This window comes from Pedobacter sp. (genome assembly GCF_041662865.1).
Lineage (GTDB): Bacteria > Bacteroidota > Bacteroidia > Sphingobacteriales > Sphingobacteriaceae > Pedobacter.
The window spans coordinates 1-8554 of the sequence record NZ_JBAZRL010000077.1; the positions used below are offsets into that span (position 1 = coordinate 1).

Annotated in this window: 11 protein-coding genes; 7 read left to right on the plus strand and 4 right to left on the minus strand. The window is 32.4% G+C overall.

Features of this window, described 5'->3' with window-relative positions:
• Both WC622_RS15835 and WC622_RS15840 read left to right on the plus strand, forming a co-directional pair.
• On the plus strand, positions 1–849 hold an 849-nt coding region (locus tag WC622_RS15835), incomplete at its 5' end, for a D-2-hydroxyacid dehydrogenase (RefSeq protein ID WP_372820664.1).
• 128 nt (positions 850–977) lie between these two features.
• On the plus strand, positions 978–2216 hold the full coding sequence (locus tag WC622_RS15840; RefSeq protein WP_372820665.1) for a DUF1015 domain-containing protein: 1239 nt from the start codon (positions 978–980) through the stop codon (positions 2214–2216).
• Positions 2217–2350: 134 nt separating this feature from the next.
• Here the strand turns inward: WC622_RS15840 and WC622_RS15845 are convergent, their stop codons facing one another.
• From WC622_RS15845 to WC622_RS15855, 3 genes are all read right to left on the minus strand, one after another.
• On the minus strand, positions 2351–2884 hold the full coding sequence (locus tag WC622_RS15845; protein ID WP_372820666.1) for a hypothetical protein: 534 nt from the start codon (positions 2882–2884) through the stop codon (positions 2351–2353).
• Positions 2885–2895: 11 nt separating this feature from the next.
• Positions 2896–3210 carry a putative quinol monooxygenase gene (locus WC622_RS15850; protein ID WP_372820667.1) on the minus strand — a complete coding sequence of 105 codons (315 nt, stop codon included), beginning with the start codon at positions 3208–3210 and terminating at the stop codon, positions 2896–2898.
• Between the two features lie 76 nt (positions 3211–3286).
• Positions 3287–4066, minus strand: coding sequence for an S-adenosyl-l-methionine hydroxide adenosyltransferase family protein (locus tag WC622_RS15855; RefSeq protein ID WP_372820668.1), 780 nt, complete (start codon positions 4064–4066; stop codon positions 3287–3289).
• 102 nt (positions 4067–4168) lie between these two features.
• On the opposite strand from WC622_RS15855, the gene WC622_RS15860 reads away from it, so the two are divergent.
• From WC622_RS15860 to WC622_RS15880, 5 genes are all read left to right on the plus strand, one after another.
• Positions 4169–5128, plus strand: coding sequence for a PhoH family protein (locus WC622_RS15860; protein WP_372820669.1), 960 nt, complete (start codon positions 4169–4171; stop codon positions 5126–5128).
• A gap of 30 nt (positions 5129–5158) precedes the next feature.
• Complete coding sequence (locus WC622_RS15865; RefSeq protein ID WP_372820670.1) at positions 5159–5434, plus strand: hypothetical protein; 276 nt, start codon at positions 5159–5161, stop codon at positions 5432–5434.
• Positions 5435–5500: 66 nt separating this feature from the next.
• Positions 5501–6454 carry a phosphoribosylaminoimidazolesuccinocarboxamide synthase gene (locus WC622_RS15870; protein WP_372820671.1) on the plus strand — a complete coding sequence of 318 codons (954 nt, stop codon included), beginning with the start codon at positions 5501–5503 and terminating at the stop codon, positions 6452–6454.
• Positions 6455–6575: 121 nt separating this feature from the next.
• A complete protein-coding gene (locus WC622_RS15875; RefSeq protein ID WP_372820672.1) occupies positions 6576–6962 on the plus strand; it encodes an STAS domain-containing protein in 387 nt (128 codons plus the stop codon).
• A gap of 6 nt (positions 6963–6968) precedes the next feature.
• Complete coding sequence (locus WC622_RS15880) at positions 6969–7880, plus strand: ribonuclease Z (RefSeq protein ID WP_372820673.1); 912 nt, start codon at positions 6969–6971, stop codon at positions 7878–7880.
• A 72-nt stretch (positions 7881–7952) separates the two neighbouring features.
• Here WC622_RS15880 and WC622_RS15885 read toward each other — a convergent pair.
• Positions 7953–8554 (minus strand): MlaD family protein (locus tag WC622_RS15885; RefSeq protein ID WP_372820674.1); only part of this gene is annotated, 602 nt, incomplete at its 5' end.

Below are 8554 nucleotides of genomic sequence, written 5' to 3' on the forward strand. Positions count from 1 at the left end.
TTAGCCGAAGCCTTATTAAATTACGATGGAATAACCGTACGTAGCGCTACAAAAGTTAGAAAAGAACTAATTGATGCCTGTCCAAATATAACTTTAATTGGTAGAGGGGGAGTAGGAATGGATAATATTGATGTTGATTACGCAAGAAGTAAAGGTGTTGCGGTTGTAAATACGCCAGCTGCTTCGTCGTTATCGGTTGCTGAGTTAGTTTTTTCTCATTTATTTACAGGTATTCGCTTTTTGCATGATTCTAATCGCAAAATGCCAGTTGAAGGCAATATTAAATTTAACGACTTAAAAAAAGCATACGCTAAAGGAATTGAATTAAAAGGTAAAACCTTAGGTGTGATTGGTTTTGGTAGAATAGGAAGAGAAACAGCCACTATCGCATTCCGTTTAGGAATGAATGTATTGGCATACGATCTTTATCCATTTAACGGTTCTATTTCTTTAGATTTTCAAGGTGGAGTTAAAGTTGATATTCCTGTACAAACTGTAAGTCTAGCAGAAGTAATTTCACAAAGTGATTTCATTTCTTTACACACGCCATTTGCAGATAAACCAATTTTAGGTTCTGAAGAATTTGCTGCAATGAAACCTGGAGTGGGTATTGTGAATTGTTCTCGTGGAGGAACTATTGACGAACCTGCATTAATTGAGGCTTTAAATTCTGGAAAAGTAGCTTTTGCTGGTTTAGATGTTTTTGATAATGAACCAACGCCGCTTGAAGCTATTTTAACACATCCTAAAATATCATTAACACCGCATATTGGCGCTTCTACTAACGAGGCTCAAGAACGTATAGGAACAGAATTAGCGAATTTGATTATCGATCATTTTAAGAAATAAGCTAATTTTATATAGATTTTTAAAACCTTCAGCCAAAACTGAAGGTTTTTTCATTTATAATTAACTTGTAATTATTTTGAAAAGGAAAGAAATCCCAACTATCTTCGCCTAGCCATTTATAAATCTTTATGCCGAGAATAAAGCCGTTTTGTGCCTTAAAACCTGCACTTGCCTTACTCAATACTGTGGTTACGCGGCCACTTGAAAATTATGGTATTGGGCAAGCTAGGTTAATCGCGTCAGAAAATCCTGCTAGTTTCTTGCATTTAATTAATCCAGAACTTGATAATCCTTATTTACGTGGTTCTCGCCAAGAGTTAATCTATAAAACGGTAACTGATAACTTAGAAGGCTTTATAGATAAGGAAATTTTAGTAGCTGAAGAAAAACCCTGCATTTACATTTATCAGGTTGTACACGATGGCTTAGTACAAACTGGCATTTGGACCTTAACGCATATTAATGATTATTTGAAGGGAAACATTAAAAAACACGAGTTGACTGTAGAGGCGAGAGAAAGATCACTTGCTGAATATTTACAACAAACAGGTTTAGATGCTAATCCGGTATTAATTACCTATCATCCAAATAAAATAATTCAGCACCTACTAGAAAAATATACAACTTTAAAAGCTGACATAGATTTCACCTATATTGATGGTACACAACATCGGATTTGGAAAATTGATGATCAACAAGATTTAGACAAAGCTGTAAACGCTTTTGCGGAGATGCCAGAAGTTTATATTGCAGATGGACATCATAGGGCTGCATCAATGGCTAAAATGGGTCTGCACAAAAGAATGTTGTTTAAAAACGACGAAAATGCTGCATTTAACTATTTTACCACAGTGTATATGGATACACAAGAAGTAAAAGTGTTAGCATATCATCGTTTGGTAAGGGATTTAGCTGGTTTAACGGAAGAAGAATTTTTGAATAAAATTTCAACACATTTTGATGTAAAAAAAGCAGATCAATTTGTTAAACCAACAACTTTGCATCATTTTGGTATGTATCTAAAATCTGGCTGGTATACATTGATTGCAAAATCACATACATATACTGATGATCCTGTTAATGTTTTAGATGTTAGTATTTTACAGAATTTAGTTTTATCACCAATTTTAAATGTTAAAGATCCTAGAACAGATGCTAGAATTACGTTTGAAGGAGAAAAAACTCCAATAAATGTACTAGAAAGGCAAGTTGATAACGGAATAAATGAAGTTGTTTTTGTTTTAGCTCCAATCGCTATTAATCAATTAATTGATGTAGCAGATGCGAATAAAACAATGCCGCCAAAATCTACTTGGGTTGAGCCTAAGTTTTTAGTGGGCTTGTTAATACACTATTTCAATAAATAAAATAAACTTATTTTAAAGAATTTGTTAAAGCCCAATACCTAAAACCTAAAATCGATTTTTGAAAAGTAGTTAACTTCATCGGATCTTTTCTATAAAAACTAGGCAAAATCAACTTGTTTAGCTTTACCAATAATTTAAATAGTTGCCTTTTCATAATTTTTGAGCTGTTTGTTTTTTAAGTTTAAAAAGTAAGCCAATACAGCGCAGCCGATTAAAAGTAAAGCAATAAAAAAATAAGCTATATCTCTTGAGTTATCTGCTTTATTAGCGCTGTTAGTTAAACTTTCGTTTTGATCTTGTAGATTTTTAATGCTCCTTCTATAATTTTGTATGCTTTCAGAATTTGTATTAACCGTCGTTTTAACTTGCTCCACCTGTAAATCTTTATAATCCAATAGTATTTTTAACTCCTTAAAAATATCATTATCGTTTAGTGCAATTTGCCTTAAAATTTCATTTGAATTTCGAATGTCTCTCTTGGTCTGAAAACCAAATATGCCTGTTTTAGTGTTTAAACTTTCATCGTATTGTCCAAATTTTGCACTTCTTTCAGCTAATAAAGTATTAATTTTTAATCGCTGAATTTCATAAGCTGAAGTATCTTGTGCAGATACTTGTGCAATAATTGAGCTTATAATCAAAAATGAGAAAGCTATTTTTTTTATCATGATTTAGTTTTTTATTGTTCAAGCAAACTCCATGCCTCAGCTTTGCTAACAAAATTCGGTTTAACTTTTGCCCAAGTAGTTGTAAAAAGCTCAGAAGTACGATAGTGTTCCAAATGTTCAGCAGATTGCCAATTACTAATCGTAAAAAATATTTCTGGCTGTGTTTCATGTTGTAGTAGTTGAACGCCATTGCATCCTTCAAAACTTGAAATTTGTGACTTTACTTTATTAAATAGAACTTTAAACTCAGCGACAAAACTAGGAGTGAAGTGCATTTTTACAACTCGAACTAACATAATTGATTTTGCATTTTTAGATTTTGTCATTCCGAGTGTACGAGGAATCTCTTATAAAGGAATTAATATAATACATTCGTTACTAAGTTACGAATGACAATTTGATTTAAGGATGAAATTCAACCCTCACAATATCACTTAAGTGTAAACCCAATAATCCACTTGCTTTACCTTTGTTAATTGCGATTTCTAAATGGTTACTAATGCCAAATAAACAGAGTTTTTCTCCTTCTGGTACTTCATTATAATGCCAACTTAATTGAGTAATAGTTTCGCTCTTTCTAAAGTATAAAGTAAAGTCTCTGTTGCGTTGTATTTTAGTGAAAAGATCTTTGGTAATATTGGTAATTACATTGCAAAAAGTATCAATGTAAATTACACTTCCTCTAATTATATCTCGCTCTATAACAGGGTGTAATAGCATTCTTTGCTCAATATCTCCTGTAGGTAAACCGATGTCTTTTAATTTACCGCCTTTGGCTAAATGAATGGCTGCTTTTACAAAAATATCTACCAATGGAAAGTGCAAATATTTTAAATCTTGCATTATATTTAACTCCACCAATTCGTCTGGAGCTTCGTCTAATAACAGAGAGAAAATCCCATTATCTGCTCCAACAAAATAATGGTCTTTATAGCGAAGTGCGATGTATTTTGTGTTTTCACTAAATACAGAATCGATACCAATTAAGTGTACTGTATTTTTTGGAAAGTAAGGATAAGCGTTTTTAAGTACGAAAGCGGCATAAGAAATATTGAAAGATGGAACTTCATGGGTAATGTCTACAATATTGGCAGTAGGTAGAATACTCAAGATACTGCCTTTTAAAGCAGCCTGATAAAAATCCTTTGAACCTAAATCTGTCGTTAATGTTATTATAGCCATTAAAAATTCAATATTTATTCTTATTCTTGTGTATAGGCAAATCGCCTACAAATATTCAATTTTTAAATCAAAATATACACTTCTAAATAAAAATACAATATTTTGAACGAACTAAAGCTAACATTAGAAACAACAGACCAAGTACAATTTTGGGGTGCCAACAATGAGCATTATGAGTTAATCAAAACTGCTTTCCCAAAATTAAAAATAGTAGCGAGAGGAAATGACGTTAAGGCACTAGGAGATGAGGCTGAGTTAAAGGCCTTTGAGCAAAAGTTCGAACAATTAGTAGCCCACCTCGAAAAGTACAGAACGCTTTCTCATAACGATGTAGAATCCATTTTAGGTTCTAAAAAAACGACTGAAAAAACTGACGATACTCCAGCTGCAGCAATTAATACTGGAGAAGTAATTGTTTTCGGTAATCACGGTTTAATGATTAAGGCCCGTACTGCTAATCAACGTAAAATGGTTGATAGTATTGGAAAGAACGATGTGTTGTTTGCCATCGGCCCTGCCGGAACTGGTAAAACATACACTGCTGTAGCTTTGGCAGTTAGAGCGTTAAAGAACAAAGAAATCAAACGCATTATTTTAACAAGACCAGCAGTTGAAGCAGGAGAGAGTCTTGGTTTTTTACCTGGCGATTTGAAAGAAAAAGTAGATCCGTATTTACGTCCGCTTTATGATGCGTTGGATGATATGATTCCGCCAGAAAAACTAAAATTATATTTAGAAAACAGAACAATTGAAATTGCACCACTAGCATTTATGCGTGGTCGTACGTTGGACAACTGCTTTGTAATTTTAGATGAGGCTCAAAACTCTACAGATTTGCAATTAAAAATGTTTTTAACACGGATGGGTCCAACTGCAAAATTTATTGTAACTGGTGATGTTACACAGATCGATTTGCCTAGGAAAGCTCAATCTGGTTTACACAATGCGCTACGTATTTTAGAAGAAATAAAAGGTATCGATATTATTTACTTAAACGGTGATGATGTTGTGCGACATAAATTGGTGAAACAAATTCTAAAAGCTTACGGAGATATTCAGTAAACGAACAGTGTGTGATTAAATTGAATTTAAATGCTACAGTTAATTCTCAACGATAAATTAATTTTATCTTTTGAACCTTTAGGTAAAAAAGTTAGGTTAATCATTTCAGAGTCTGATGTTGAATTAGCATGCAGAAAAGAAACGATAAAGAATTTGAAGCATTTTTTAACAGAAGATGAAATGAAAATCTTTAAAGGAAGACTACAATTACATAAACAAGGTGATATTGTTGAAGTTTTGCTAAAAAACAAACCAATAGCTGTAGTTTCATCCATTGAGTTTGAACAGATTTTAAATAAATTATAATAATTTTTCACCCTGTAGTCCTAAATCTACAGGGTTTTTATTTTAAAATCGTATTTTTATAGCCTCATGAAAGCAATCAAAGAAACCCACTTTAATTTTCCTCATCAAACTAATTTTTATAAAGGTAAGGTACGCGATGTATATACTATTGACGATCAATTAATGGCAATGGTAGTTACTGATAGAATTTCTGCATTTGACGTAGTTTTACCCGAAGCTATTCCTTTTAAAGGGCAAGTTTTAAATCAAATTGCCGCTAAATTTCTGGCTGCCACTCAAGATATTGTTCCTAACTGGGTTTTATCTACTCCAGATGAAATGGTTACCATAGGTAGGATTTGTGAGCCTTTTAAAGTAGAAATGGTAATTAGAGGCTACTTAGCTGGTCATGCTTGGCGTGAATACAGTGCAGGTAAAAGAGAAGTTTGTGGTGTTGCTTTACCAGAGGGATTAAAGGAGAACGATAAATTACCTCAACCAATTATTACTCCAACAACAAAAGCTGCTGTTGGTCATGATGAAGATATTTCTAAACAAGATCTTTTAGCCAAAGGAATAGTTTCATTAGTTGATTATACACAGCTTGAAGAATATACACAAGCATTGTACAAACGTGGAACAGAAATGGCTGCTGAGCGAGGTTTAATTTTAGTGGATACAAAATACGAATTTGGTAAAGTAGGAGATATGATTTACTTAATTGACGAAATCCATACACCGGATTCATCTCGTTATTTTTATGCTGACGGCTATGAAGAGCGACAAAAAACCGGAGAAGCACAAAAACAATTATCTAAAGAATTTGTGCGTAAATGGTTAATAGAAAATAATTTTCAAGGTAAAGATGGACAGGTAATTCCTGAAATGACACCTGAGATTGTGAATTCAATATCTGATCGTTATATAGAATTATACGAGCAAATTACTGGTGAAAAATTTGTTAAAAACCCTTCATCAAGTATTGTAAACAGAATAGAAGAAAATGTGAAAAATGCGATTAATGATTTATTATCAAGATAATAATCGTTACTTTCGTTTTAAATAAATAGACAAGACCATGAAACCATCATGATTTCAAAATCATATATTGAAATGAATAAATCATGATAGCTTCATCACCTTTAAAACTAAAATTATACAGATGAAATTCTCTACAGATAAACACGAAAAATATGTTGTTTTAAAATTGGATGAACCAAAGTTTACCAATGATAATACACCAGCATTAAAATCTGAATTTATCCTCTTAAATACTGAAGGCTATCGTAATATTGTACTCGATTTATCGGCTGTAAAAGAATGTAATGATTCACAAGATTTAAGTTGTTTATTAGTAGGAGATAGGCTTTGCAAAAGTGCTGGCGGTGTTTTTATTGTTTCAGGAGTAAATGCTGCAATTGCTAATATTGTTAAAATATCTAATCTTCATCAGTCGGTTACTTTTGTAAATAAAATAGATGAGGCTACCGATTTAATCTTTATGGAAGAAATAGAGAAAGAATTACGTGGTAGCGTAGATAAAGGATAATTTTTAATGAAATTTGAAGTAACCATTTTGGGTAGCAGTTCTGCAACTCCGGTCTACAACAGAAATCCTACTGCCCAATTATTAAATTGCAACGAAAAATTTTATCTAATTGATTGTGGTGAGGGTACTCAACAACAACTGATAAAATTCGGCTTAAAAGCATCCAAAATAGATTATATTTTTATTAGCCATTTGCATGGTGATCATTATTTTGGCTTAATCGGTCTGCTTTCTAGTATGCATTTAAATGGACGAATTAAACCAATGTATATCTTTGCTCCGAAAGCAATACAAGAAATATTGGAGCTTCAGTTTAAACACTCTGATACTACATTAAGATATGAATTAGTATATTTTGTGATTGATCCAACACAACCTGCTGTTATTTTTCAAAATAACGATGTAACAGTAGAAACGATTGTGTTAAATCACCGTATTCCTTGCACTGGATTTAAATTTACAGAGAAAAAACGCTTACGTAAACTGATAGTTGAGAAACTAGAAAAAGATAATATTCCATTAGAATTGTATCCATTATTAAAAAGGGGAGTAGATTTAGATTTACCTAATGGAACGGTATTAAAAAATATAGATTACACTACGGATTCAGCTCAACCAAAATCTTATGCTTATTGTTCAGATACATTAATGGATGAGCGTTATTTCGATAGCATAAGAAACTGTGACACCTTATATCACGAAGCTACTTTTTTGCATGAAATGTTAGAAAGAGCTAATGAAACACATCATACTACCGCATTACAGGCAGCAGAAATTGCTAAAACAGTAAATGCTAAAAAATTACTAATCGGTCATTTTTCTTCTCGTTATAAAACACTTAATGAGCTTTTAGAAGAAGCGAAAACTGTTTTTGAAAATACTGAATTAGCTATTGAAGGAGTTACTTACCAGATATAAATTTCTTTATCGCATAAAAAAGCCGCAGATGTACAACTAAATCTGTGCATCTGCGGCTATATCGTTTACTCCTTACTTATCTGTCTTATTACCACCGCCAAATACAGAGAAGTGTACGTAACGCTTAGGATTAGCTTTTAAATCTATCATTAAATTATCTAGATTTTTAGCAGCATTAGTTAAATTATCGTACATCTGTTTATCATTTATTAACTGACCTAATGAACCTTTTCCGTTTTTAACATCGGTTACTATGCCTTGTAAATCTGCTACAGCTTTATTGGCATTATCGATAGTTTGCTTAAAGTTTAATGCGGCAACCTTATCTGTAACTGTATTTAAGTTTGTTAAAACGGCATCAATTTTAGCACCATTGTTTTTAAAGTTGGCAGTAATTGCTTCAACATTTGATAAGATAGCTGAAAGTTTTGAACTTTCCGATCCTACCAACGCATCCACCTTTTTAGAAGTTGCCTCTAAAGAACCTAAAGTAGATGCTATACTGGTAAAGCTTCTATCCACATTTTTTTGGAAATTAGGATTAAGAATAGAATTTACACTTGTTAAAATCGAATCCATTTTAGCAATTAATAGTTCTGCTTTTTTCTGCACTGGTTGTACAGTTTCCATTAAACCTTTAACCACATTAGCATTTAGAGTATCACCATCTTTTG